Source organism: Streptomyces sp. NPDC029956 (assembly GCF_055574655.1).
In genome coordinates this window covers 5,522-30,288 of record NZ_JBVHZJ010000033.1, presented here as the reverse complement: position 1 = coordinate 30,288, position 24,767 = coordinate 5,522, and the positions used below count along the sequence as shown (strand labels likewise).

Annotated in this window: 20 protein-coding genes, 1 tRNA gene and 2 pseudogenes; 15 read left to right on the top strand and 8 right to left on the bottom strand. The window is 68.5% G+C overall.

The window, feature by feature from the left end:
• Positions 1–36 precede the first annotated feature (36 nt).
• Positions 37–1,011: a cyclase family protein gene (locus ACZ4XX_RS24645; RefSeq protein WP_376068095.1), complete on the bottom strand. Its 975-nt coding sequence runs from the start codon at positions 1,009–1,011 to the stop codon at positions 37–39.
• On the bottom strand, positions 990–1,988 hold the full coding sequence (locus tag ACZ4XX_RS24640) for a fumarylacetoacetate hydrolase family protein (protein WP_468510033.1): 999 nt from the start codon (positions 1,986–1,988) through the stop codon (positions 990–992). Before ACZ4XX_RS24640 ends, ACZ4XX_RS24645 begins: the two co-directional genes overlap by 22 nt.
• A 127-nt stretch (positions 1,989–2,115) precedes the next feature.
• Between ACZ4XX_RS24640 and ACZ4XX_RS24635 the strand changes: the two genes are divergently transcribed.
• Both ACZ4XX_RS24635 and ACZ4XX_RS24630 read left to right on the top strand, forming a co-directional pair.
• Positions 2,116–3,024 (top strand): LysR family transcriptional regulator, encoded by a 909-nt coding sequence (locus ACZ4XX_RS24635; protein WP_468510032.1) that lies wholly within the window; start codon positions 2,116–2,118, stop codon positions 3,022–3,024.
• 230 nt (positions 3,025–3,254) lie between these two features.
• A complete protein-coding gene (locus ACZ4XX_RS24630; protein ID WP_468510031.1) occupies positions 3,255–4,481 on the top strand; it encodes an MFS transporter in 1,227 nt (408 codons plus the stop codon).
• Positions 4,482–4,815: 334 nt separating this feature from the next.
• On the opposite strand, the gene ACZ4XX_RS24625 is transcribed toward ACZ4XX_RS24630, so the two are convergent.
• Positions 4,816–5,865: a LacI family DNA-binding transcriptional regulator gene (locus ACZ4XX_RS24625; RefSeq protein ID WP_468510030.1), complete on the bottom strand. Its 1,050-nt coding sequence runs from the start codon at positions 5,863–5,865 to the stop codon at positions 4,816–4,818.
• A 248-nt stretch (positions 5,866–6,113) separates the two neighbouring features.
• Here ACZ4XX_RS24625 and ACZ4XX_RS24620 point away from each other — a divergent pair, with 248 nt between their 5' ends.
• The 5 genes from ACZ4XX_RS24620 to ACZ4XX_RS24600 all read left to right on the top strand — a co-directional run bounded on the left by ACZ4XX_RS24620 (position 6,114) and on the right by ACZ4XX_RS24600 (position 14,874).
• Positions 6,114–7,424, top strand: coding sequence for an ABC transporter substrate-binding protein (locus tag ACZ4XX_RS24620; RefSeq protein ID WP_468510029.1), 1,311 nt, complete (start codon positions 6,114–6,116; stop codon positions 7,422–7,424).
• A gap of 88 nt (positions 7,425–7,512) precedes the next feature.
• Entirely contained in the window at positions 7,513–8,397 is an 885-nt protein-coding gene (locus tag ACZ4XX_RS24615) for a carbohydrate ABC transporter permease (protein WP_468510028.1), read from the top strand.
• Between the two features lie 5 nt (positions 8,398–8,402).
• Entirely contained in the window at positions 8,403–9,305 is a 903-nt protein-coding gene (locus ACZ4XX_RS24610; protein ID WP_468510027.1) for a carbohydrate ABC transporter permease, read from the top strand.
• Positions 9,306–9,351: 46 nt separating this feature from the next.
• Positions 9,352–11,955: a family 78 glycoside hydrolase catalytic domain gene (locus tag ACZ4XX_RS24605; RefSeq protein WP_468510026.1), complete on the top strand. Its 2,604-nt coding sequence runs from the start codon at positions 9,352–9,354 to the stop codon at positions 11,953–11,955.
• A 480-nt stretch (positions 11,956–12,435) separates the two neighbouring features.
• A complete protein-coding gene (locus ACZ4XX_RS24600) occupies positions 12,436–14,874 on the top strand; it encodes a beta-glucosidase (protein WP_468510025.1) in 2,439 nt (812 codons plus the stop codon).
• 205 nt (positions 14,875–15,079) lie between these two features.
• Here ACZ4XX_RS24600 and ACZ4XX_RS24595 read toward each other — a convergent pair.
• Together ACZ4XX_RS24595 and ACZ4XX_RS24590 are read right to left on the bottom strand one after the other, a co-directional pair.
• Positions 15,080–15,442: pseudogene (locus tag ACZ4XX_RS24595) on the bottom strand (Hint domain-containing protein); the annotation flags it as partial.
• Positions 15,443–16,535: 1,093 nt separating this feature from the next.
• Positions 16,536–17,294: a trypsin-like serine peptidase gene (locus ACZ4XX_RS24590; RefSeq protein WP_468510024.1), complete on the bottom strand. Its 759-nt coding sequence runs from the start codon at positions 17,292–17,294 to the stop codon at positions 16,536–16,538.
• Positions 17,295–17,732: 438 nt separating this feature from the next.
• On the opposite strand from ACZ4XX_RS24590, the gene ACZ4XX_RS24585 reads away from it, so the two are divergent.
• Entirely contained in the window at positions 17,733–18,005 is a 273-nt protein-coding gene (locus ACZ4XX_RS24585; protein WP_468510023.1) for a transposase, read from the top strand.
• Between the two features lie 9 nt (positions 18,006–18,014).
• Here the strand turns inward: ACZ4XX_RS24585 and ACZ4XX_RS24580 are convergent, their stop codons facing one another.
• Positions 18,015–18,338, bottom strand: coding sequence for a hypothetical protein (locus ACZ4XX_RS24580; protein ID WP_468510022.1), 324 nt, complete (start codon positions 18,336–18,338; stop codon positions 18,015–18,017).
• A gap of 1,042 nt (positions 18,339–19,380) precedes the next feature.
• Between ACZ4XX_RS24580 and ACZ4XX_RS24575 the strand changes: the two genes are divergently transcribed.
• The 3 genes from ACZ4XX_RS24575 (at position 19,381) to ACZ4XX_RS24565 (ending at position 20,150) form a co-directional block, all read left to right on the top strand.
• A complete protein-coding gene (locus tag ACZ4XX_RS24575) occupies positions 19,381–19,662 on the top strand; it encodes an HU family DNA-binding protein (RefSeq protein WP_468510021.1) in 282 nt (93 codons plus the stop codon).
• 145 nt (positions 19,663–19,807) lie between these two features.
• Positions 19,808–20,008: a cold-shock protein gene (locus tag ACZ4XX_RS24570; protein ID WP_468510020.1), complete on the top strand. Its 201-nt coding sequence runs from the start codon at positions 19,808–19,810 to the stop codon at positions 20,006–20,008.
• Between the two features lie 65 nt (positions 20,009–20,073).
• Positions 20,074–20,150 (top strand) — tRNA-Met (locus ACZ4XX_RS24565).
• Between the two features lie 98 nt (positions 20,151–20,248).
• Here the strand turns inward: ACZ4XX_RS24565 and ACZ4XX_RS24560 are convergent.
• On the bottom strand, positions 20,249–21,076 hold the full coding sequence (locus ACZ4XX_RS24560) for a hypothetical protein (protein WP_468510019.1): 828 nt from the start codon (positions 21,074–21,076) through the stop codon (positions 20,249–20,251).
• Positions 21,077–21,534: 458 nt separating this feature from the next.
• Here ACZ4XX_RS24560 and ACZ4XX_RS24555 point away from each other — a divergent pair, with 458 nt between their 5' ends.
• The 3 genes and pseudogenes from ACZ4XX_RS24555 (at position 21,535) to ACZ4XX_RS24545 (ending at position 22,946) form a co-directional block, all read left to right on the top strand.
• The gene (locus tag ACZ4XX_RS24555; RefSeq protein ID WP_468510018.1) at positions 21,535–21,741 is read left to right on the top strand and encodes a hypothetical protein; all 207 of its coding nucleotides are present in this window, start codon (positions 21,535–21,537) and stop codon (positions 21,739–21,741) included.
• Positions 21,738–21,809, top strand: coding sequence for a hypothetical protein (locus tag ACZ4XX_RS24550; protein WP_468510084.1), 72 nt, complete (start codon positions 21,738–21,740; stop codon positions 21,807–21,809). Before ACZ4XX_RS24555 ends, ACZ4XX_RS24550 begins: the two co-directional genes overlap by 4 nt.
• A gap of 55 nt (positions 21,810–21,864) precedes the next feature.
• Positions 21,865–22,946 (top strand): annotated as a pseudogene (locus ACZ4XX_RS24545) (IS630 family transposase).
• A gap of 19 nt (positions 22,947–22,965) precedes the next feature.
• Here ACZ4XX_RS24545 and ACZ4XX_RS24540 read toward each other — a convergent pair.
• Entirely contained in the window at positions 22,966–23,730 is a 765-nt protein-coding gene (locus ACZ4XX_RS24540; protein WP_468510017.1) for a DUF2207 domain-containing protein, read from the bottom strand.
• 101 nt (positions 23,731–23,831) lie between these two features.
• On the opposite strand from ACZ4XX_RS24540, the gene ACZ4XX_RS24535 reads away from it, so the two are divergent.
• Entirely contained in the window at positions 23,832–24,605 is a 774-nt protein-coding gene (locus ACZ4XX_RS24535) for a hypothetical protein (protein ID WP_468510016.1), read from the top strand.
• The last annotated feature ends 162 nt before the right edge of the window (positions 24,606–24,767 follow it).

The window sequence follows — 24,767 nt, the reverse complement described above, 5'->3', positions numbered from 1 at the left end:
GAACTCCCTTGTTCCTCGGGCTGTGGGGCCCCGGGACTACTTGACGGCGACGGGGTTGACGGGGGACCCGACGGCGCCGGTGATGGGCAGGGGGGCCGCGGTCAGCCAGAACTCGTAGACGCCGTCGGCCGCACAGTCCTCGGCGAGGTCCTCCAGGTCCCACATCTCGCCGATCAGCAGGCCGATGTGCGGGATGACGACCTGGTGCAGGGGCTGGAAGGCGTGGTCGAACTCGTTGGGCCGCACTTCAAAGCCCCAGGTGTCGGTCGCGATCGCGGCGATCTCGCTGCCGTGCAGCCAGGACGCGGTGGTGAACGACAGCCCCGGGGCGGCACCTCCGGCGTAGTCGCCCCATCCGTCCCGCTGCACGCGGGCGAGCTGGCCGGTACGAACGAGGACGATGTCGCCGCGCCCCACGGTGACGCCATGGGCCTCGGCGGCGGCCGCCAGATGCTCCTCGGTGATCGCGAAGCCGTCTGGCAGCTCGCCGTTCTCACCGGCGGTGCGGCCGACGTCCAGGAGCACGGCGCGGCCGGCGATGTGGGAGGCCATGTGCTCGATGCCGGTGACCTGGTCGCCGTCGGACGTGACGACCTGCTCTGCGGGCCGACCGTTCCACGCCTTGCCGTGGTCGAAGATGTGGCCGAGCCCGTCCCACTGCGTGGAGCACTGCAGCGGCATCGCAATCACGTCGTCGGCGCCGCCGATGCCGTGGGGGAGGCCTTGATTGCCCAGGGCCGCGTCCGTGCCGGTGTCCAGCATGGTGTGAACGGGATTGGTCCGGCGCCGCCAGCCCTTCTGCGGGCCGTTGATGTCGAAGCGCTGCGAGAGCGAGAAGCTGACGCCGCGCCTGATGAGCGCGGCGCCTTCACGGCGCTTGGCCTCGTCGAGGAAGTTCACGGTGCCCAGCCGGTCATCCTGGCCCCAGCGGCCCCAGTTGGAGCACTCCTTGGCGGCCTGGGCGATCGCGCCTTCAGGGTCGGTACGGTTCACGACTCCTCCGCGAGACATCGGGTGCGCTGAGCGCCGAGACCGGTGATGGAACAGTCCATGACGTCGCCGTCGCGCAGCAGCCGGCCCCAGTGCATGCCGTTGCCCGCGGGGGAACCGGTGAGCACGAGGTCGCCGGGCAGGAGCTGTGCGCTCTGGGAGGCGTAGGCCACCATGCGGGCGACGTCGAAGATCATGTCCTTGGTGGACTCGTCCTGCATGGTCTCGCCGTTGAGCTTCAGGGTCAGCCGGAGGTCTCCGGTGTCGCCGACGGACTCGGCCGGCACGATCCACGGACCGAGCGGGGTGAACCCGGGGGCGTTCTTGCTGCGCAGCCAGTCCGTGCCGATCTGCGGCATGTCCCTGCGGAACACCGTCGCCCGGTCGGTCAGATCGTTGGCGATCGTGTAGCCCGCGACGTACTGGAGCGCCTCGTCCGGCGACACCTGGAAGGCGGGTCGGCCGATCACCGCGACCAGCTCCAGCTCCCAGTCCGGCTTCGCCGCCCACGCCGGCAGCGTGACGTCGTCGTAGGGGCCGGTGACCGAGCTGGGCAGCCCGATGAACACGTAGGGCAGGTCCTCCGCGGCGCGGCGGTCCATGATCTCGGCCGCCTCTGCGCGCCGCTCCTCCTCGGAGCGGTCGTCGTCCGGCGCCCGGTGAGCGACGTGCAGATCGATGACGTGCTGGCGATAGTTTGCGCCGGACTGGAGGATCTGGCGCGGCTCGACGGGAGCGAGCACTCGGAACTCCTCCAGCGGGCGCCGTGCGGTCTCGGAGGCGGCCGCGAGTTCACGCAGCAGCGGGAGAACGGCCGGCCAGCGATCCAGCAGACCCCGCATCGTCAGCGCCGGGTCGGCCAGAGCCGTCCGCAGGTCCAGGACCTGCCCCTCGCGGTCGACAAGTCCAGGGAAAGCCGGGCCGTCAGCGGCCGAGAAAGTACCGAGAGCGAAAGGCCCGGAGAAAAGATCAGAAGCGGATTGAGGTTTCACCGACATGTCCTCCTGATTGCGATGGGACTAATCTGAACCCGCCGCACACAATCAGGGAAATCGATTGTATGGATCCCTCTCATTCGTCGAACAAATAGCCTCTGCTCGCTCGCACCCCAGGGAAGCCCATCCGGTGAATCTCGCTCGTCTCGACCTCAACCTCGTCGTCGCACTGCGCGCACTCCTTGAAGAACGCAACGTCACGAAGGCAGGACAGCGCGTCGGCCTCAGTCAGCCCGCCATGAGTGCTGCCCTGGGCCGGCTGCGCCGCCACTTCGGCGACGAGCTCCTGTCCAGGGTGGGCAGCCAGTACGAACTCACGGCTCTCGGCCAAGTCCTCCTGGATCGCACCGCCACCGCCTACGACGTCCTCGAGCGCCTTTTCAGCAGCCAGGCCGCCTTCGACCCGGCGACGGAGACCCGAGAATTCCGTCTCGTCGCCTCCGACTACGCCGTCGACGTCTTCGGCGTGGAACTCGCCCGGGTCATCAACGACGAGGCCCCCGGAATCCGCCTCCGCTTCACGCGCACCCCCATCACCGTCGTCGATGACACCGCCAGCCTCCTCAGCGCCACTGACGGCCTCCTGATGCCCCACGGTGTCATCAGCGACTTCCCCGCCACCGACCTCTACGACGACCGCTGGGTCTTCGTCGTCGCCGACGACCACCCCAGCATCGAGGACCGCCTCACGCGCCAGGACCTCGCCCGGCTTCCCTGGGTGACCTACCAACGCACCTACGACGCCCCCGCCGTGCGCCAGCTCGGCATGCTCGGCATCGAACCCCGCGTCGAAGTCTCCGTCGACAGCTTCCACGCACTGCCCGCTCTCGTCGCCGGCACCCGCCGCATTGCCCTCGTCCAAGCCCGCCTCGCCCGCCTCATGGCCCCCCTGGCCCCCGTACGCCTCCTAGAACCCCCCTACGAAGCCGTCCCCCTCCGCGAAGCGCTGTGGTGGCACCCGGTCCACACTCACGACGCCGCCCACATCTGGCTCAGGGAGACCGCAGCCCGTGTCGGCCGCCGCATCGCTGACACCTGAACCTCCCAAGCAACGACGAGATACACCCCATGGCGCTGAAAGACCTGCTCAGCCCCTATTCACCCGATGGATCCGAACCATCGCGAACCTGGATGCCCCAAGGGCTGGGCACCGCGCTCACCGGCACGCATAGTCGAGGGCACCTCCGCCCCCGGTCCCGGCCCGCTCCGCACACTTGCCGCCACCGACCGGGCGCCACCCCCGCCTCCCTCGCGCCCTGGAGTGCCGTCGTGCCCGCACCCCTCGCACCGCCGTCCCCCGACCACACCGCCGCCCCCGCCGGGCGCCTCCCCGCCGCCGTCCTCATGACCGGCAGCTGCCTGCCCGTCCTCGGCGCCGTCCTCCTCGCCCCCGTCCTGCCCCGCATGCAGGACCACTTCGCCGACGTGCCCGGTAGCGCGGCCCTCGTCCCCGTCGTCCTGACCATCCCCGCGCTCGCCCTCGCCATTCTTGCCCCCTTCGCGGGCATGATCGTCGACAAACTGGGTCGCAAACGCCTCCTCATCGCCGCCACCGCCCTCTACGCGGTCTTCGGCACGGCGCCGCTCTGGCTCGATTCCCTCCACGCCATCCTGATCAGCCGCATCCTCGTCGGCGTTGCCGAGGCCGCCATCATGACCGCCTGCACCACCCTCATCGGCGACTACTACAGCGGCGAGCTCCGCGACCGCTACCTCGCCCTGCAGACCATGTGCGCCTCCGCCTCCGCCACCCTCTTCTTCGTCCTCGGCGGAGCCCTCGGAGCCGCGAACTGGCGCGCCCCGTTCTGGCTCTACGCCGTCGGCCTGCTCATCGCCCCCGTCATGGCCCGCGTCCTGCCCGCTCCCACACCGCCCGCACGAGACGACAAGACCGAACCACAGGCCCCCGCGCGCCCCTTCCCCATGCGCCGCATGGCGGGCATCTGCCTTCTGACCCTCTTCGGAGCCGTCGTCTTCTACACCGTCCCCGTCGAGATGGCCTACCTCCTCGACGACCTGGGCACCGACTCCACCGGCACCATCGGCGCCGTCACCGCCGTCGCCAGCGCAGCCACCGTCCTCGGCTCGATCCTCTTCACCCGCCTCGCCGCGCGGCGGCGGCCTCTGCCGATCCTCCTCGCGCTGTGCGCGCTCGGTTTCCTTCTGATGGGTCTCGCCGACAGCCTGCCCCTGCTGATCATTGGCGCCGTCCTCAACTGCATCGGCACCGGCATGCTGCTTCCGTCGCTCGTGACCCGGGCGATGGCCCGGCTCGACTTCGCCGACCGAGGCCGCGGCATGGGCCTGTGGACCGCGGCGTTCTTCCTCGGTGAATTCCTCTGCCCCCTCGCCCTGCTGGCGGGCAAGGAAGCGGTCGGCAGCCTCGCGGCCGCCGTGGGCATCCTGGGCGCCGCTACCGCGCTCCTTGCCGCCGGCCTGCTCCCCGTAGCCCGACGCCGCACGCACACCGCCGTTCCCGCTGCCGAGCAGCGATGACGCCGATCTGCCGCCCAGGCACGCCCAGCTCCCAGCGCCGTACCGCGATACCGGGCGCCAGAGCTTCGTGAGCTTGAACCTGATAGCCCGTCTGGGCCGTGTGCTCCATGAGCAGACGGCTCAGAAGCATGCCCGCTGCATCGGCCGGCCCTCGCGCGGGCAGCAGCGGCTACGTCAATTTCGAACTCCCGGCATCCCTGCTGCCCACTGCCGTGAAACCGCGGACCGGTCCGCTCACGACGGCGTCGGCGTCAACTGGCTGCTCCGCCCCCGGAACGACCTTCCCAAGGTCTGCCGGTCGCGGCGGCCGGACACGGACGAAACCAGCACGCGCCTACGGCACGTGGGGCACGTCTGTGCTGCGCCGCACGACAAGCCGTGGAGTCATCGTGGTCTGCATGGACCGGTCCCGTCGTCCTTCAACCCGCTCGATCAGCATCCTCGCAGCGGTTGCGCCCATGGTGTGCCCCGCCTGGTCGACGCTGGTGAGCTGGACAGGCGCGAGCGAGGCGATCGCGGTGTTGTTGTAGCCGACGAGCGAGAGGTCCCCCGGGATGGACAGTCCCAGCTCGTCGGCGGCGCGGTAGATGCCAAGTGCCGCGACGTCAGCGCCGGTCAGGATCGCCGTGGGTCGGTCACTCCCGGACAGGAGGGCGAGCCCGGCCGCATGGCCGCCGTCGTCGGAGTACGCGGCGTGGTGCACACGTGTCCGCCCGGCGAGGCCGTGACGGTCCATCGCACGCAGGTAGCCGTCCGCCAGCGCGACCTCCGGGGGGCGCTGCCAGCGACTGGTCCTGCTGCCCGACGCCGAGACCAGGGCGATGTCCCGATGGCCGAGCGCGACGAGATGGTCGACCGCCAGCCCTGCGCCGACGTCATCCGCGTCGACCACGGAGTCGTGAACGGCGGCAGCGTCGTGGTGACCGATGACGACGGTGGGCGTCATCTCGGCCGTTGCCAGGACCTCGGCCCGCGGAGTCCCTGGAGCGATCAGGACCAGGCCGTCCATCTGGCGGTCCACCATCGAGCGGATCGTGCGCGCCTGTTCGCCTGCACCGAATCCGGCCGCGCCGATCAGCACCGTGTACTCGCTGTCCTCCAGCTCCTCGTGGATGCCGTCCAGGATGTCGGCGAAGAAGGCATTCCGGACGTTGTCGAGCAGAACGCCGATCGTGTACGTCCGGCCGCGCATCCCACGAGCCGCAGCATTGGGCCGGTACCCCAGCTCGGCCATCGCCGTCCGCACCCGCTCCTGCATAGCCGGGCTCACGCCGTAGGCATTGCGCATCACCTTGGACACGGCGGCAGTGGACACGCCGGCGTGGCGTGCGACATCGGTGATCGTCACCCGTTTGGTGTTCCTGGCCGAGCTGTCCGGAGCCATATGAGCCCCGCCTCCTCACACGTAGTGCAACGTTCTACACGCTTGGCCTTCGAGGTATCCCCTTATTCGACCAGGCGACGACGATGTTACGCGTCTGTGTCTTGACGACGCCAGAGGGATGGCGTCATGGTGTTGCCAGTTCGGATGGAGAACGTTCTACACGCTCCGTCTCTGCGCGGCCGGTCCTCCCCGCCGCCCCTTGCGCCCGCTGAGCGCCCCTCCTTCTCTCACGATCCTGGGAGTCTCCAGTGCCCCACCGCACGATCTGCGCCCGCCGCCTCATCCTCTCCTCGGCCGGCGTCATGTCCCTGGCTCTCCTCGCCACCGCCTGCGGCGGCAGCGGCGGCGGCACCTCCGCGGCGCCCAAGGACTTCAAGTACCTCAGCGTCACAGAGAACACGACCACGCGCACGGCGCTCACCACGCTCTCGACGACCACCTGTAAGGCCGAGAACACGGCCCTTCCGCTCAAGGTCGAGACCATCCCCCAGGCGCAGCTCGACCAGAAGCTCCAGCTGCTCGCCGGCCAGAATGCTCTGCCCTCGATGTTCGCCGCCGGCAACGCCCCGGCGCTGACCAAGCAGCTCGCCAAGGGCGGCAAGGTGGCGGACGTCCAGATGGAGCTGGATCGCCTCGGAGTCCTCGACCAGCTGGAGCCGGCCGCGGTCTCCACGATCAAGGCCCTGTACGGCGGCAAGCTCATGGCGCTGCCATACGAGTACAACATCGAGGGCTTCTTCTACAACAAGAAGCTCTTCCAGGAGAACGGCATCGCCGTCCCCGGCACCTGGGACGAGCTGCTCGTCGCCGCAGACAAGCTCAACGCCAAGGGCATCCAGCCGTTCTCCGCCTCCGGCGCCCAGGGCTGGCCCCTCACCCGCCTGATCAGCGGCTACCTCTACCGCAGCCTCGGCCCCGAGGCCCTCGACAAGGTCGACGCCGGCACCGCCAAGCTGACCGACCCGAACTACGTCAAGGCCGCCGAAGAAGTCGCCAACCTCGGCAAGAAGGGCTACTTCGGCAAGGGCGTCGGCTCCATCGACTACGACACCGCGATGAACCAGTTCCTCACCGGCAAGTCCGGCATGTTCTACATGGGCAGCTGGGCCCTCGCCAACATCGCCGATCCCAAGCAGAACAAGGTCGGCGCGGAGAACGTCGGCTTCATGCCCCTCCCCGCAGTCAAGGGCGGCGCCGGCTCCATCGACCAGTACCCCTCCAACATCGGCCTCGCCGTCACCCTCGGCTCGCAGAACTTCAACAGGGAGACCGGCGCCTGGGTCAGCTGCATCGCCAAGAACTTCGGCAGCACCGCCCTGAAGGACCACGGCACCATCACCGGCTTCAAGGTGAACACCCCGGTCAAGGACGCCAACGAGGTGGCCAGCACGGTCCGCAAGACGATCAGCAACTCCAAGCAGAACGTCCTGTGGTTCGAGGCGCTCTTCAGCACCAAGGCGACCACGATCAGCAACACCAACGCCCCCGGCCTGGTCAACGGCAGCGTCAGCCCCAAGCAGTTCATGGAGACCGTCCAGTCCGCGCTCGGCAGCCAGTAACCCCGCGAGACGGGCGGCCCGCCAGCCCACGGCGCGCCGCCCGTCACCGTTTGGCCAGCCCTTCACAGAAACGAAGTGGACACCACTCATGCACCGCGTACTCGGTGACCGCAGGGCGATCATGCTCCTGCTCGGTCCCGCACTCCTCGTCTACACACTGATCATGATCGTCCCGATGGTGTGGTCGCTCGGGTACTCCTTCACCAAGGGCAACTCCATCGAGGGCTTCACCGGCAACGGTCTGGCCAACTTCACCCGGCTCCTCGACGACCCAGCTGTCCACGACGCCCTGTGGTTCACCCTCAAGTACGCGGTCATCGTCACCGCAGGCCAGGTCATCGCCGGCTACCTCCTGGCCTTGCTCTACGTCTTCTTCCTCAAGAAGGCTTCCGCGCTCATCCGAACGCTCGCCTTCTTCCCCGTCATCCTGCCCACTGTCGCCGTCGGCCTTCTCTTCCAGAAGCTCTTCCAGGTCGCCCCCCAGCCGGGCCCCGTCAACTCTCTCCTCATCGCCTTCGGCCTGGAACCAGTCGACTTCTTCGGGAACGCCAGCAGCGCCTTCTGGGTCCTGATCATCATGGACATCTGGCGTTCCATGGGCTTCTACGCCGTCCTGCTCTTCGCCGGCCTCGTCGACATCCCCGACGAAGTCCTCGAATCCGCCCGCCTCGACGGCGCCTCCGGCCTGCGCCTGATCCGCCACATCGTCCTGCCGCTCTCCCTGCCGGTCCTGATGTCGTCGCTCATCTTCAGCATCAACGGCACCCTCAAGGTCTTCGACTCCGTGGTCGCCCTCACCAACGGCGGACCCGGCAGCGGCACCACCCCGCTGACCCTGTACATGTTCCAGTCGTCGTTCACCTACAGCGAGTACGGCTACGGCAGCACCATCGCGCTGCTCCTCACCGCCGTCTGCCTCCTGGTGAGCCTGGCGGTCTACCGCGTCTCGCGGCGCGACAACACGGAGAGCTGAACGACATGGCCATCGACACCCTCCAGAAGACCACCAGCACCGGCCACAAGCGTCCCAAGCAGCCGCCACTCCGCGCCGCGCGCAAGGCTGGCGGCCGTCCGTGGATCCGGCTCGCCGTCGCCATTCTCCTGGTCATCGAGATCTACCCTCTGATCTGGATGGTCCTGACCTCGCTGAAGTCCAACAGCGACTACCTCAACAACTCCACCTGGAGCCTTCCCACCACCTGGGAGTGGGGCAACTACGCCGAGGCATGGACCACCGGCAACATCGGGCTCTACGTCAAAAACAGCCTCCTGGCCGTCGTCCCCGCTCTCGCCCTTATCCTCCTGCTTGGCACCGCGGCCGGCTTCGCCTTGCAGATCATGGTCTGGAAGGGCCGCAGCATCACCCTGCTGGTCTTCCTCGCCGGCATGATGATCCCCCCGCAGATGATCCTGTTGCCGCTGTTCACCATCTACTTCCAGACCGGCCTGTCCGGCACCCTGTGGCCGCTCATCCTCACCTACACCGGCACGGGCCTGCCCTTGACCGTCTTCATGATGGCCACCTACTACAAGAGCGTCCCCCGCGAACTCTTCGAAGCGGCCACCCTCGACGGCGCCGGCATCCTGCGCGCCTTCTGGACCATCAGCGTCCCCATGGTCCGCAACGCGCTCCTGACCGTCGGCCTGGTGCAGTTCTTCTTCATCTGGAACGACCTCCTCATCGCCCTCACCTTCACCAACAGCCAGGACCTCCGCACCATCCAGGTCGGCCTGCTGAACTTCACCGGCGACTTCGGCGCCACCCAGTACGGCCCGCTCTTCGCCGCCATCTGCATCAACGTCTTCGGCACCCTCGTGATCTACCTCTTCCTCAACCAGAAGGTCATGAAGGGCCTCACCTCGGGAGCGGTCAAGGGCTGACCAGCCCCTCGAACCACCCTCCCGAGCACACGAAAGGCCCCTTCCCTTGCAGTCCCTCCAGCCCTCCCCGGTGCGCTTCGAGCACTTGCCGGACGGTCTCGGCATCGGCACCGGCACCCCCCGACTGTCGTGGAGTCCCGCCGCCGAAGCCGGTGACCAGCACGCCTACGAAGTCGAAGTCGAACGCCACGGCCACGCCTACCGAACCGGCCGCATCGCCGGCGCCGACCACCTCCTCGTCGCCTGGCCCGACGCACCGCTCGCCTCCCGCGAAGCCGCGGTCGTCCGCGTCCGGACCTGGCCGGCGAACGACAACGAACCGTCAGCGTGGAGCGAGCCCAGCTCCGTCGAGGCGGGGCTCCTCGCACCGGAGGACTGGTCCGCTGTCCCGGTCGGCGCGGACTGGGACGAGGACCCCGCCGCGGAACGCCGCCCGGCCCGGGTCCGCAGGCACTTCCAGATCGACGACCGGCCGGTCCAGCGCGCCCGGCTCTACATCACCGCCCACGGTCTGTACGAGGCCGAGATCAACGGCACTCGCGTCGGCGACGAGGCCCTTGCCCCCGGCTGGACCGTCTACTCCCAGCGGCTGCGCTACCGCACCCACGACGTCACGGCCCTCCTCGCCTCCGGCGCCAACACCATCGGCGCATGGCTGGGAGACGGCTGGTACCGCGGGAGGTACGGCTTCGACGGCGGCACCCGCAACATCTACGGCACCGACCAGGCCCTCCTTGCCCAGCTGGAGGTCACCTACACCGACGGCACCACCACCGTGCTCGCCACCGACCACACCTGGCACGCTGCTGTCGGCCCCCTCCTTACCAGCGGCCTGTACGAGGGTGAGACCTTTGACGCCCGCCTCGACGAGCCCGGTTGGGCCACCCCGACGGCATCGCTTGACGGCTGGACCCCCGTCCGCACCGGCACCCGGGATCCTCGGACGCTCGTCGCGCCCGAAGGCCCTCCGGTCCGCTGCACCGAGGAGATCCTCCCGGTGTCGGTCACCCGCACCAGGGACGGCCGCCACCTGCTCGACTTCGGGCAGAACCTCGTGGGCCGCCTCCGCATTACCGCCGACGGGCCCGCCGGCACCACCCTCACCTGCCGGCACGCGGAGGTCCTGCAGGACGGCGAACTCGCCACCCGTCCCCTGCGCGAAGCGCACTCCACCGACACGCTCATCCTGCCCGGCACCGGCCCCTACACCTGGGAACCCCGCTTCACCCTCCACGGCTTCCGCTATGCGGAGATCACCGGCTGGCACGGCGACCTCGCCCCCGGCGCCGTGACCGCGCGCGTCCACCACACGGACATGCGCCGCACCGGCTGGTTCGAAAGCAGCGACCCCCTGGTCAACCGTCTCCACGACAACGTCCTGTGGAGCATGCGCGGCAACTTCGTCGACATCCCCACCGACTGCCCCCAGCGCGACGAACGCCTCGGCTGGACCGGCGACATCCAGGTCTTCGCCCCCACCGCGAGCTTCCTCTACGACTGCGCCGGCATGCTCGACTCCTGGCTCACCGACGTCGGACTCGAGCAACTCCCCGACGGCACCGTCCCCTGGTACGTCCCCGTCATCCCTGGGGAGCCGATGTGGACGCCGATCCAACCCGGAGCTGCCTGGGGCGACGTCGCGACGCTCACGCCCTGGGCCCTGTACCAGCGCTTCGGCGACCTCGAACTCCTCCGCCGTCACTACTCCATGGGCAAGGCGTGGGTCGACCTTGTCGAGAAGCTCGCGGGCCCTAGCCGCCTTTGGGACACCGGCTTCCAGCTCGGCGATTGGCTCGACCCCGCCGCCCCTCCGGACGACCCCGCCGCCGGGCGCACCGACCGCTACCTCGTCGCCACCGGCTACTTCGCCCACTCCGCCCGGCACCTCGCGCGGGCAGCCCACGCACTGGGCCACGCCGACGACGCCACCGCCTACGGCACGCTCGCCGACGAGATCACCGCCGCCTTCCAGAACGCCTACGTCCGCGCCGACGGCCGTATGGAGAGCGACAGCCCCACCGCGTACGCCCTCGCGATCGCCTTCGACCTCTTGGACACGGGCCGCCGCCAAGCCGCCGGTGACCGCCTGGCCGAACTGGTAGAACATGACGATGCCCGTATCGCCACCGGCTTCGTGGGCACCCCCCTCATCTGTGACGCGCTGACCGACACCGGCCACCTCGACACGGCGTACCGCCTGCTCCTGCAGACCGAATGCCCCTCCTGGCTCTACACCGTCTCCATGGGCGCCACGACGATCTGGGAGCGGTGGGACAGCCTCCGACCCGACGGCACCCTCAACCCCGGCGGAATGACCTCGTTCAACCACTACGCCCTCGGAGCCGTGGCGGACTGGCTCCACAGGGTCGTCGGCGGCATCGCGGTCACAGGGCCCGGCGCCACGGCCCTTGCCTTCCGGCCCCGTCCGGGAGGAGGCATCACCTGGGCCCGCACCCGCTACGAGACGCCCCACGGGACTGCCGCGCTCTTCTGGGAGACCACGCCCGACGGCATGAAGGTCGAAATCACCGTGCCTCCGAATTGCACAGCGATCGTCGAGCTCCCCGGGTACCAACCCGACAGACTCACCTCGGGCACACATGTCCTCCATTCCGGCAACGCTCCGCGAAGAACGTCCGGCGGTACCTGAGAAGATCAAATAGTGCCCGGCATGGGTTTCCATTCATGCCGGGCACGCGCATATCGATGAAAATGGACTACCCGAATCCATGGGGCTGATGGGAGTCATCGAATATTCGTATGAAGGCTTGGGGGCTCCACTGGGGGGGAGTTGAATTCTTCCTGTCGGTAGAGGAATCGTGCATCGGTGCAGTTCAGGATCCAGGAGCCGAATTATTCGATCCCGACAGGTTGACCCGAAGCAATCATGGTCGTAGCTTTTCGGCTTGCATGAGGCGCCGAGAACCAAAGCGCCTGGAAATCCCCTGAAGGCTCCTGTGGGACGCGGGAAGCCCGTAAGGGGGCGTGGAAGCAATCCGGTGAGAATCCCCTACTGCCGGATATGCAGCATCCGATTCCGCGGGCCCCGCCCGCCACCACCGTCCGGAGAGTCGCCGTGAACCGACGCGCCTTCCTGTCTGCCGCCATCGTTACAGCAGCAGTCGCCACCATGACCCCTGGAGCCACCATTCAGGCAATCGCCGCCACCGATCCCCGCGTCTTCGACCGCGTCGACGCCGTTCTCGCACGGATGACGCCCGCGGAGAAGGAGGCGCTCGTCCGCTGCGACTTCGGCGCTCTCACTTACCTCGGCATCCCGGCCCTCACCATGGTCGACGCCTCCGCTGGGCTGAGGGACGAGAAGAACGTCACCGCCTTCCCCGTGCCGCTCGCCCAGGCCGCCGCCTTCGACGAGGACCTGGCCCGCCGCATCGGCGTCGCCATCGGCACCGAAGGACGCGCCAAGGGGTACAACAACCTCCTCGGCCCCACGGTCGACCTCACCCGCACCTGGCACTTCGGCCGCCAGGCCGAGAGCCTCGGCGAGGACCCCCTGCTCGCCGGCCGCCTCGGCGCGGCGCTCACCACGGGTATGCAGAGCCGCCAGGTCACCGCCACCGTCAAGCACTTCGCCGCCTACACCCAGGAGGCCAACCGCTTCTTTACAGACACCCTGGTGTCCGACCGCGCCCTGCACGAGACCTACCAGGCGCCCTTCCGCCGCGTCATCGCCGCCGCGCCCACCACCTCGGTGATGATGGCCTACCCGAAGATCAACGGCACCTTCGCCACCGAGAGCCCCGCTCTCTTCGACGACGTCAAGAACCGCCTCGGCCTCCAGGGCTACACCGTCCCCGACTTCTGGGCCGGCGCCGACCAGGTCGCCGCCGCCAAGGCTGGCATGGACCTCGCCGGACTCGGCCCCGGTGGAGTCAAGCTGGCACCCGGCGCGCTCACCAACGGCTCCATCCCGGCCGCCCGCCTCCACGACGCCGCCCGCCGCATCCTCATCACCATGTTCGCCAACGGCCTCGTCGACAATCCCCTCCCCGCACCGGCCCAGGACGTCAGCACCCCCGAGCACAAGAGCCTCGCCCATGAGGCGGCCCTGGCCTCCACCGTCCTGCTCACCAACCGCTCCTCCGCCCTCCCCCTGCCCGCCACCCTCAAGTCCCTCGCAGTCATCGGCCCCGCCGGAGCCGACGCCCTCACCGGAGTCGCCGGCTCCACCTACGTCGACCCCGGCACCTGGACCACCCCTCTCCAGGCCATCAAGACCCGAGCCGGCGGCGCCCTCACAGTCACCCACTCCCAAGGCACCACCGGCGACACCCCCCTGGCCTCGGTCCCCTCCACCGTCCTGCGCACCAGCAGCGGAACCGCCGGCCTCACCGGCCGCTACTACGCCTCCGCCCAGCCCACCGGCACCCCGGTCGCCACCCGCACCGACAGCACCGTCGACTTCACCAGCGCTCCGGTCGCCAACCTCCCCGCGGTCTGGTCCGCAACCTGGTCCGGCACCCTGACCCCGACCCACACGGGTCTGCACCGTTTCTCTCTCCTGCCCGCCGGCACCGCCACCCTGAAGATCGACGGCGTCACCGTCGTCTCCGGCTCCCGGGGTACCCGCCGCTTCTTCCTCGGCACCTACGACTACCCCCTCCAGGGCACCGCCGAGCTCACCGCCGGCCAGACCGCCACCGTCGAACTCACCTACAACAACGCCATTGCGGACCCGGACCCCATGGGCCGGAGCACCTGCGGACTCACCCTCGGCTGGCAGCCCGCCTCCCTCATCCCGGCCGCTGTCCAAGCCGCCCGCACCGCCGACGCTGCCGTCGTCTTCGTCAACCGCATGGCGGGCGAGGCCATGGACCACGAGCAGCTCGGCCTCCCCGCGGACCAGAACCAGCTCATCACCGCCGTCGCCGCCGCCAACCCCCGCACCATCGTCATCCTCAACACCGACGGCCCGGTCGCGATGCCCTGGCTCGACGACGTCGAAGCCGTCATCCAGACCTGGTACGGCGGCCGCGGCATGGGCACCGCGCTCGCAGCCGTCCTCTTCGGCGACAGTGACCCCTCCGGCCGGCTCCCCGTCACCTTCCCCGCAAGCACCACCCAGGGCCCCGGCAGTACCACCGCGACCTATCCCGGCAAGAACGCCACCGTCTCCTACGACGAGGGCATCGCCATTGGCTACCGCTACTACGACACCAAGGGACAGCAACCGCTCTTCCCCTTCGGCCATGGCCTGTCCTACACCACGTTCGCCCACGGCTCTCTCGAAGCCGCCCACGACGCCGTCTCCAAGACGACCACCCTCTCTGTCACCGTCACCAACAGCGGCAACCGACAGGGCACGGACGTCATCCAGGTCTACGGCACCCTCCCGGCCGCGGCGGCAGCCGAGCCGCGCCGCCTCGTCGCCTTCCGCAAGCTCTCCCTCGCCCCCGGCGCCAGCCAGCGCGTTACCTTCACCATCCCCGCCGACGACCTCACCATCTGGAGCGCCGGAGCCTGGACGCTCGTCCCCGGCCTCTACACCTTCGCCACCGCCCGCAACTCCCGCACTACGACCGCTCAGCGGGCAGTAAGCATCAGCTGACTGAGCCAGCGACCCGCTGCCGTAGGCGGCTGAAAAGCGACTAGCCCGCCGTATGCCGTCCGAGAGCCTGGACGCCCCCGACCAGGCTCTCGGACACCTCACGAAGGGTTCAGCGTCCTCTGCACGGACCTCAACCGGTTCCATCGCCGGTGACCTGCACCGTCCAGATGGTCTTGCCTGAAGCCGTGTACCGGCTGCCCCACTACGTGCGGGCCTTGCGGGTGAAGCCGCGGTTTGCCGTGATGGTGACGGTCTGGCCCGTGTCGGTGAGGAGGGTCATCCCGGGGGTGAGCTGGCCGGCTTCGATCCAGTCCCGCTGTGATGGTGACCAGAAGGGGTGCTCGTAAGTGGCGGTGAGCTTTGAGGGACGGTGGGGTGTGGCGATGGTGAGTTCGTTGAACTGTTTGTCGTCTTCGGTGACGATGAGGCGAGTGACCTTTCTGGGCCCTGTCTCGCCGGTCTCTGGGTCGGTTGCCTTGACTTCGTCGCCGAGTTCTACGTCTTCAATGTTCTTGGTCTTTCCGTCCGCCATGAGGACGGCGGTTCCGGCGAGGAAGCACTTGCCGCAGCCGGGGACCTTCATCTTCCGGGCGATGAGCGCGAGGGTGATGTCGAATGCGATTTTCGCGGCGCCCTGGGCGCTCCGGCCCTGGTTGAAGTCTGTGGCGACTTCGCTGCCTCGGGCGACAACGCCTTCGGCCATGGCCTGGCCGGGGTTGATCCGGTTGTTGAGGTCTGAGAGGGCTTCCTTGCAGGTCCCTTCCCAGGAGACGCAGTTTCCGATGTTTGAGAATTCGGTGGAAACCCCGTTCCACGCGGATTCGACATATTTCGGTCCCTCCGCTATGAAGGCGTCGGCGAACTGGGAGAACCATCCCTTGTCGCCGGAGAGCGACCCCACCGGCCTGTGGCTCGACGACGGAACAGGCAACAACGAACCCGGCGGCGGCCAAAGCACCACACCAGGCGTTCCCGCCGGCCCGCGGGGATGGTCCCTATCGCAAGAGGGAGGACGCGGAGCGTAGGATCTGCTCCCCGCGCCCGCGGGGATGGTCCCCCACCTACCAGGGGCTAGGCGCGAACGCGCTGGTAGCTGCCTCTGTAGCCGAGTGGAACGCTCTCCTCCCACAGCTTCCAGGCGTTGCTGCAGCCTTCGGCCCAGCGGTCGTCGAGGTAGGTCTTGTACTCGTCGAGAATGGAGGGGCGGTTCTGCCACTGGCTTGCGTGTCCTGGAGGCTTCGCCCGGGGTTGGTCCTGCGTGGAGACTGATGAGCAAGCAGTGACCGGCGACTACCCGGAGGGCCCCCGCCTGCCCCTGCTGACGGCGGCGGAGGCACGGGACGCGGTCGGCTACATGTGCCTGCTGGAGACGCTGGATCTCAGGCCCGCGGGCAGGCCGCCAGCCAGCTGGCCGCGGACCTGGCCCGGCGGCTCCCGGCCGGCTGGGCGCGGCACCTGCACGTCAGTCGAGGATGCCGAGTTGATGCCCACGTCTCTACCGGCCATCGTGAGCGGCCGCCTCAGCTGGCCAGCCCCACCGCGAGCGTCTATGGCCGTGCAGCGGGCAAGATCACTACGTCAGACACCGTCTGAGCACGACAGCTGGCGGGGCTCGCCAACTGCCGTGCTCCATTCCATGGCGCTGACCTACGCAGTGCTCGTCAGCCGTGCTCGGACTTCCGGTAGAGGTCCTGGGCGAATGCGCCGAGGGCTGTTCCGTAGCTTGCGTCCGCGTCGCCGCCCACGTTCACCGCGACGACAGTGCCCTTTGCCGGGTCACCCGAGAGGTACGGGCCGCCGCTGGCCCCCACTCCCATCAGGCAGGGGACACGCACCAACGCCTCGCCTGCCGCCCAGGTGGTGACACCCGAGCAGTGCAGGACCCTGTCCGTGTACGGGTAGCCGAAGAAGTGCGCGGCCGCCCCGGGTTTTGCCGTGAACGATATGGGCTGGGCGCCGACGAAGTCGGAGATGTTCCGTCCGTCGGCACCGGGGTTCATCTCCAGCATCGCAAGGTCCCGTCCGTCCGTCTGCCAGTCCTCGGCCATCCGTACCCGGCGCACCGTGAAGCCGCCGTGAGGCCCCGCACCATCCTCGTAGCCCGGTACGAAGAAGAGGTTCTGATCCCAGGCAGCAGCCTGCGCAGATGCTCCCTCAGCCGGTGTCCTGACACAGTGCGCGGCGGTGATAACGGTGCGGATCCCGACGACGGTTGCCGTACAGGCACCCGAGCCGCCGCCCACACCCGACGACGCGTACAGCCGGCCGACCGTGCGGGCTATCGAGCCGCCGCCGGTCCAGGCCGGCTGGACCGGATCGTCCTTGGCGTCCTGCCGGGCCACCTCGGCCATGCCGCCGCCAGCCCAGTGGGCCTCGATCACGCGACGGTGTTCCTCGGTGGTGGCACCGTCGTGAACCACGATGCCCACCTCGGCCGGCTGTGTCCCGCCGCTTCCGGCCGTCGTGGCCGGACCGCAGCCCAAGACCCCCGACAGGATCAAAGCGGCCGTGGCTGCCGCGACCCCTGAACGTATGTTCCCCATGCTCCCTACCCCCTCATCCCGGTTCCCGCTCACCTCCCGGGTCCATGGGGGCGTTGCGCCCCCGCCGGTTTGCGGTTCGGCCGTCCCGCATACGCGGTCGATCACCGCGCGGAGCTTACGGCAGCGCCGGACAACGTCCGCGCCTACGTCAGCCGGAACCTACGAGGCAAGCCCCAGCCGGTCGCCTCCGGCCGCCGACCGCCCACGCCGTCACCCGCGGGATCCTCACCCACCCCGACCCCCTGGCCGAGAGCGACCGGCTCCAGCTCAGGGCCGTGCTGGCCAACTGCCCCGAACTGGACGCACTCGCCGAGCATGTGCGCTCCTTCGCCCGCATGCTCGCCCAGCTGCAAGGCCCCCCACCTGCCGACATGGATCGAAGCCGCGACCGCCACCGACCTGCCCAACCTCCAGCGCTTCGCCCGGCACCTGGAACGTGACCTCGACGCAGTCAGTGCCGGACTCTCGCAGCCGTGGAACTCCGGAGTCGTCGAAGGCCATGTCAACCGGATCAAGATGCTCGAGCGCCAGATGTTCGGCCGGGCCGACTTCGACCTCCTCCGCAAGCGCGTCCTGCTCCACTCCTGAGCTTGCTGTTCAGCCCTCAGCTTCCGGCGAAGGTGGTTCGTTTTCGGCGGCGAGGGTGACCTGGGCGGTCCATGACCAGGGTTCCTGGGGCGGATCCCAGCTCACCTCCACGTCGATGTCGTGGAAGTCGCGCGCGAGTTCCCTCACCATCACCGCCGCCGCAGCCCGAGCGTCTTGCGGGTCGGTGTTGATCGGCACGTCCAGCCGCCCGCAGAGATTTCCGCTTTCGGTTACGACGCTGGTGCGCCAGCCCTCCGGCGTCGCAGACAGGAAGATCCCCTTCGGAATGCCCCAGGCGGGCCGCTTCCTCTTCTCCTTCTTGCGTCTCGCCATGCCGCCTATTCAACATCGCCGAGTTCATGGTGACGAGTCTGGGTGGAGGATCACCCGCCGTCCCTGACCTGTGACCACACCGACGAACACAGCCACCCCGCCCCCCAGCCGCCCCGCTCCATGCTCACATCAGCGGCTGGGGCATACCGGCCGTCACGTGACCTGCACGACACCCTCGCGCCGGGCGACCTGAGGCCTGGAGAGGAGAACCCGGCGGGTCGGTAGGTCGATTTCCGTGACGACGGCAGTGACCTTCTCGCCGACCTCGAAGTCTTCCACCGGACTCACCGCAGGCCGACCGGGGGCTTCCCTGAAGGGGACCAGCCCGGCGATCCCAAGCGTCACGTGCGTTGTTCCGGGTTGGTGCCAGTGACGGCACGTCAGGACTGAGCGTTGCCGCTGGTGGAGTGCTGAGTAAGGGCGGGGCCGCTGCCGTGGGGTGGTGCGTGCGGCGGCCGCGGCTGCCATGGGGCGGGTGTGACCCGGCCGTCGAACAGGTCGGGACCCTGGCAGAGGTCTGCCAGGCCTGCGCCCGCAACATCCACCACATCGCCATCCTGTCTACGGCCAAGCCCGCAGGCGCCACCGCCGCTGGCCCGGACGGGGAGCAGTCGGCGCAGCGCGCCGCGGTACCCGGCGGTTTCTCCCCACCGCACGCTGCGCCGGAACTCGTACCGCGCCCGCGCCGATCCCGCCGCCAGCGGGGCCAGACAGCGTTCCTCGCCCACGCCTGTGCTCTATCTCCTGCGCGCCCTTGTCACCACAAATGCCCCTGCGACGATAACGATCAAGATGATGGCGATGATCCAGAAGGGCGGAGACCACTGCCCCGCTCCTTTGGCCAAGAGCTGCATGTGCGACATGTCGTCCCCATGTATCTGCAGCGGCTGTCTTGGGAAGCCGGTCGGCTGCCGGATGCCGTATACCCCAGCGAAGCCGCCCAACCTTCGTGGGCAGCTGCTCCAGTTTTCCTGTCAGGACAAGCTTGATGGCCCATACGGCCCAAGCAGGGAGACGGTTGCCTACGGAGTGTGTTTCACCGATGAACCGCAGTGAGCTGACCGCCGCCCTGGCCGATCGTGCCGAGGTGACCCGCAAAGACGCCGACGCTCTGCCGACGGCGCTCGCCGAGACCGTCGGCGACGTCGTCGCCAAGGGCGACGAGAAGGGCACCATCCCCGGCTTCCTCACCTTCGAGCGCACCCACCGCGTAGCGCGCACCGCCCGGAATCCGCGGACGGGCGACCCGATCGAGATCCCTGCCGGCTACAGCGTGAAGGTGTCCGCGGGCTCGAAGCTCAAGGAAGCCGCCAAGGGCAAGTAACACCCCCGCCCCCGCCCCACCAACCCGTGCGACCAGTCAGCCGGACACGGGCGGCAGGGGACGGGCGCCGGACGACTTCCCGGAAGGGGATGACGTCCTTCTTCTCAAGGGCCGGGGCTTCCGGCAGGATCGAACGGATACGAGTATGGCCAGCGGTACGGTGAAGTGGTTCAACGCGGAGAAGGGTTTCGGGTTCATCGCTCAGGACGGCGGCCCGGACGTCTTCGCCCATTACTCCAGCATCTCCAGCAACGGCTACCGTGAGCTCGTCGAGGGAGAGACGGTCACCTTCGATGTGACGCAGGGCCAGCAGGGCCCGCAGGCCGAGAACATCGTCCGCGCCTGACCCGCCGATCCCCGGATAATGCTCGCCACTGGGCGTCGGCTGCTGTGTAGGGTGGTGTTCACCGACGCGGGGTGGAGCAGCTCGGTAGCTCGCTGGGCTCATAACCCAGAGGTCGCAGGTTCAAATCCTGTCCCCGCTACCAACGCAACAGCCCTTTCGACCACCAGGTCGAGGGGGCTGTTGGCATTCAACGCCCGCGTGTGCCGTCGAGACGGCCGGATGCATGCGAATCGGGCGGTTCTACTCGCCGGGCCGCACCTTCACGATCTTGATGTCCGTGGCGCCCTCCGCCTCGAGATCTGCCTTGCGTTGTTCGGCGCTGGGCTGGTCGTAGCTCACCGTGGACACCATGGTCTTGCCGTCGCGCGCGCGTACCCATTTCACCCGGTAGTTGACCATCGGTACGCTCCCTCGTCCGCTCCGCACCCGTCGGCCCGGATCAGCAGGCCATGTCTTTGCATCCGGTACGGACATCCGCCCGCCCCAGGTCGACCGGATCTCATCCAACAACTTCGGGTAGTGCTCCCCGTGCGTGTTCAGCGCATGCCACACCGCATCCAGAGCTGCTTTGAGCGGGTCGGGTTCGGCAGCAGCGAGTACGGCGGGGAGAGCGAAATGCGGCTGTGAGATGGGCCCACGGACCTGCGGTGTGCTGGCAGGGAACACGAGCTCGGTGAACACCATCGGTGCCTGGCTGCCCGGTAGCCGGCCAAGCTCGTAGCTCGTCTCCCCGTCGCTCTCTTCTGCGGTCTTGACCCACATCAACCCTGCCGGCGGCGGGGGAAAGTACGGCCGCCGCTGGGGCGGTACTGCCCCGAGGACATCCGGGCCCGGTTCGAGAGGGGTGGACCGCAGAGCCTCCCGCATCCGGGCCGCGTCGTCGAAAGGGGGCGGTAGCGGATGCCCCTGCGTCAACGCGGCGAGCGCCCCAGCGACCCACGGCACATCGGTCAGGCCCGCCACCTCGCAGGCCCGCTGAGCGGCGAGCACCGCCACGGCACGCTGGACATCGGGATCCGCGGCGCCGAGGTCGTGGACCAGGTCACTGTCGAAGTCGAGCAGCCCCAAGACGTTGCTCTCGCGGACACGGCGCAGCGACTCACTCGGCAGTCTTCCGCCCCACCGCCACCTCTCGTAGTGCAGCTGCGGATCCTCCGTGACCCCTACCCCATCTGAGACCAGCTTGTGCACAACGCCCCCCGTTCGGGACGGCCTCTGAAATCCCTATCGGATCTGCCGTCACGTCTCCCGCATCATGCCGCAGGCCACTGACACGCCCGGGACCACGGGCCGGGGTGACGCGGCCGAGTGCTCGTTCATGTCCGGCAGCCGTGGCTCTCGCGTACGGTAACCGCCGCCCATCTACTGGGGCCGACTGGCTACGACGCCGTTCAGATCGGCTCGCCTTGACTAGTGCAGAGAAGCCAGGCCCCCTGCCACCGGTACGGGTTCGGCGGCAACCCCCTGTGCCAGCAACATCATCGAGAGGTAGCCGAGCAGCAGAAGCCGAAGCGCCCGGGTGCGTGATGTCCGAGCTGCCGCCAGACCTTCCACGGCTTCGGACCCTGGAGCACTGGCTGGTGCTGTCCCTGGAACGGGTCCGGCACCGGATAGCCGAGGTCGAGACCCGCGAGGCCGCGCTGCGCCCCGTACGGCGGCTCCCGGAAGGCCCCGGCTGGGTCCTGTCATTCCTGCGTGAGGGCGGGCGGCCGGTCGCGGACGCCGGGCGCTGACCGACGGCGGGATCCGGGCGTGCGAAATCTGCCGGCCCGACTCCGAACTCGGCATCCTCGACTACTGAGGGTTTCGTCGTGTTGTCGGGTGACAGAAAGTGATCCCCGCGGTATGCCGGTGGTATGCGGTACGCGCAGGGTGGGGGCCTGACCGCTGAGCGGCGGGCGTTTCGTGAACAGGTGAGGCTGGAAGCCGGTGCCCGGTTTCAGGCCGGTGAGAAGACCCTGGCGATCGCCCGGGATCTTCGGGTCAGCGAGCGGTCGGTGGAGCGCTGGCGGCAGGCCTGGCGTGAAGGAGGTGCCGAGGCCCTGCGCTCAATGGGTTGGGTCCGACGAGTATGCCGAAGCTGTCGGCAGCCCAGTTCGCTTCGTTGGAAGAGGAGTTGGGTAAAGGACCGGCCGCTCACGGGTTCGAGGATCAGCGCTGGACGCTGGCTCGGGTCGAGACGGTGATCATCCGACGGTTCGGGCTGAACCTCTCGATCGCGACCGTGTGGCGACTGTTGAAGCGGCACGGCTGGTCCTGGCAGGCCCCAGCCCGCCGGGCACTCGAGCGGGACGAGCAGGCGGTGGAGCTGTGGAAGCAGGAGGTCTGGCCCCGGATAAAAGCACCGCGGCGGCGCTCGGAGCCTGGATCGTCTTCGAGGACGAGGCCGGGTTCGCGATGACGCCGCCGCGCGCCCGGACTTGGGGCCGGCGCGGACGCACGCCCGTCGTCCGCGTCCGGGGACGCTCCCGCCGTCGGATCTCGGTGGCCGCACTGTGCTGCTACAAGCCCGGCGAGAAGAGCCGGATGATCTTACCGGCCCCGCTTCCACCTCCCGGTCAAAGGGGCCCGCAAGAGCTTCGCCTGGACCGACTACCGCGACCTCGCAGTCCGCGCACACATCCAGCTCGGCGGCCCCATCATCCTGGTCTGGGACAATCTCAACACTCACCTGGCCGTCGGCATGAAGCAGTACGCGGCCGAGCACGACTGGCTCACCGTGTTCCAACTGCCCCCATACGCACCGGATCTCAATCCGGTCGAAGGCCTTTGGTCGCTTCTGCGGCGCGGCCCGACGGCGAACACCGCTTTCACCGACCCGGACCATCTCACCCGCACCCTCCGCCGAGGCCTGCGACACATCCAACTCCGACCCGCCCTCATCGACGGATGTCTAGCTGACACCGGCCTCTCACTAACCCCACTGCCTTCACTCTGAAGGCTTCAGCGGCGCCTTCTCAGATGCCGCCGTCACCAGAAAGGGCGCTTGAGCCGTACGAGTCACCCTCGGTTCGGGCGACGGTCTCCCGGGCGGCACGGCCACCGAGCAGACCGGCACAGGCGGCGAACTCCGGCACCAGCAGACGCAATGCCCGGCGCCCGTGAAGCGAAGCAAGGAGCCCGATCTCCTCCGGCCCGACCGGGGTATCACCGTGAAGGGGATGCAGGCGACGCATCTCTCGCAACAGCCGGTGCCCGGCCATTGTCCGCACCGGGGCGCACAGGACGGCGAGCGAGAGCACGGCCAGAGGCAGACCCGCCCAGGGGGATCCCTGCACCGCAACGGCCACGGCCGTACTGCTCGTCGCAAGGGCCAGCAGTCCGGCCACTGCCAGCCGTGCTCGGCCGCATCGCAGGCCACGCACGGCCAGTTCGGCACGCACCTCCTCCCGAGCCCGCCGTACCGCCGGAGCGACGGCGGCATCAGCCAACGACAGCTCCCGGCCCAACATCGTCCACGTGGCCCGGTTCAGCACCGTCACGTCACGTCCCGGGCTGGTGTGCACCACCCGCCGCAGCCGACCGGACCGGCTGACTTCGATCGCCCCCGCAAGGTGGAGTTCTACGACGGCCACTGCCAGCGCGGCCTTCGAACCGCCCCGCACTCCCGCGACACCGACCGCCGTCAGGCCGTCCGCCCGCCCTCTGGCGGGCAACCACCGCAACAGCCCCGCACCGATAAGCCCGGCCACCACACACACGACACCGATCGATCCCACCACGTACCCCCCGCCATACGGACGGCAGGACCTCCCCGGCCCGCCTCCAGAACAATGACACGGCCGGATGACAGCCGCTCAGCAGTAAGGCCCTAACCTTGTCCGTGCTGCACACCGCTGGCCTACCGGAGGGATCGTCACCTGTCACCACCGACAACACGACGAAAACCTCAGTAACCGAGCTTGAGGAAGTCGACTGGGGCAAGGTCCATTCCGAAGGTGGCCACTTCTCGCTCGACATCCTCGGACTGGTCCCGGGGCTCGGTGAGATCGCCGACGGAGCCAACTGTGCCTGGTACTTTGGCGAGGACCAGAAGATCGACGCGGGCCTGTCCTGTGCCGGAATGGTGCCCTTCGCTGGATGGGGTGCCGCTGGCGTCAAGTTCGGCAAGTGGGGCACGAAGGCCGACGGCTTCTTCAGCAAGCTGTTCGGCAACACCCCGTCCTTCCCGCTCTGCGCCCCCCGGATGTCGCTCTCCAGCGTGATGGCGACGGCGATCAGCTGCCCCCTGGGCAGGGCGAACATGGGTAACGACACCTTCATATCACCGTCAGGCCTGATGTACATGCGAGAGAGCGCCACTCGGCATCGCATCGACCACGTCATGGACCACACGAAGCCGGGCCCGGCCGACAAGCCCCTGCACGGTGTCTTCAAGGTGAAGGACGAGCTCCTGAAAATGATCGACGACGCCTGGAAGAGAGGTGGCGAACAGGTCCCGACCAACAACAGCAACAAGGTCACCCGCGTTGACTTCGACGAAGCCATCGGTGAGGGCGGCGAGAAATTCCTCTGCATCGTCACCAGGCCAGTCAAGAAGAAAGAAAGAGTCATGACGGTCTTTCCGTCCTCCTCGCTAGCGTGTCCGAGGAAGTGAGGGCGTGGCGAAGGGGATGACGCCCGGCCCCTGAACAAAGGTCGGTGGGGCCGGCTTCGTGCCGGGCCCCCCCCCTTCCCCCCCCCCACCCCCCCACCTTTCAAGACCCCCCCCCCCCCCCCCCCCCCCAAACCCCGGCACCCCCCCGAGAACAAGAAAACC

What these genes read in the sequence shown, in the direction of transcription:
- ACZ4XX_RS24645 (WP_376068095.1), bottom strand. Translation starts at nt 1,011, where the DNA reads ATGTCTCGCGGAGGAGTCGTGAACCGTACCGACCCTGAAGGCGCGATC.
- ACZ4XX_RS24640 (WP_468510033.1), bottom strand. Translation starts at nt 1,988, where the DNA reads ATGTCGGTGAAACCTCAATCCGCTTCTGATCTTTTCTCCGGGCCTTTC.
- ACZ4XX_RS24625 (WP_468510030.1), bottom strand. Translation starts at nt 5,865, where the DNA reads ATGGCTCCGGACAGCTCGGCCAGGAACACCAAACGGGTGACGATCACC.
- ACZ4XX_RS24615 (WP_468510028.1), top strand. Translation starts at nt 7,513, where the DNA reads ATGCACCGCGTACTCGGTGACCGCAGGGCGATCATGCTCCTGCTCGGT.
- ACZ4XX_RS24610 (WP_468510027.1), top strand. Translation starts at nt 8,403, where the DNA reads ATGGCCATCGACACCCTCCAGAAGACCACCAGCACCGGCCACAAGCGT.
- ACZ4XX_RS24600 (WP_468510025.1), top strand. Translation starts at nt 12,436, where the DNA reads ATGACCCCTGGAGCCACCATTCAGGCAATCGCCGCCACCGATCCCCGC.
- ACZ4XX_RS24585 (WP_468510023.1), top strand. Translation starts at nt 17,733, where the DNA reads ATGTGCGCTCCTTCGCCCGCATGCTCGCCCAGCTGCAAGGCCCCCCAC.
- ACZ4XX_RS24580 (WP_468510022.1), bottom strand. Translation starts at nt 18,338, where the DNA reads ATGGCGAGACGCAAGAAGGAGAAGAGGAAGCGGCCCGCCTGGGGCATT.
- ACZ4XX_RS24575 (WP_468510021.1), top strand. Translation starts at nt 19,381, where the DNA reads ATGAACCGCAGTGAGCTGACCGCCGCCCTGGCCGATCGTGCCGAGGTG.
- ACZ4XX_RS24570 (WP_468510020.1), top strand. Translation starts at nt 19,808, where the DNA reads ATGGCCAGCGGTACGGTGAAGTGGTTCAACGCGGAGAAGGGTTTCGGG.
- ACZ4XX_RS24555 (WP_468510018.1), top strand. Translation starts at nt 21,535, where the DNA reads ATGTCCGAGCTGCCGCCAGACCTTCCACGGCTTCGGACCCTGGAGCAC.